This is a genomic window from Brachyspira pilosicoli, assembly GCF_019402445.1.
GTDB lineage: Bacteria > Spirochaetota > Brachyspiria > Brachyspirales > Brachyspiraceae > Brachyspira > Brachyspira pilosicoli_B.
The window spans coordinates 1-214 of the sequence record NZ_SRZM01000346.1; the positions used below are offsets into that span (position 1 = coordinate 1).

Sequence of the window (214 nt, forward strand, 5' to 3'; positions counted from 1 at the left end):
ACTTATGATACAAACTATATCTGTAGCTGTTTTACCGTCTACACCTATATCGTTAGCAGAACCTTCAGATAAATATCTTTTCTCTGCGAAAACTGCAACATGGTTTTTACTAGTACCCATTACTACCACAACTGGGTTACGATAATAAGCAACACCTCCAGTAGTTTGGAAATTTGGTATTTCATCATTTTTAATAGGTTTTTCTGAGTTTTGA

Annotated in this window: 1 pseudogene; it reads right to left on the reverse strand. The window is 34.1% G+C overall.

Features of this window, described 5'->3' with window-relative positions:
* Positions 1-214 (reverse strand): annotated as a pseudogene (locus E6A48_RS10455) (sialidase family protein); the annotation flags it as partial.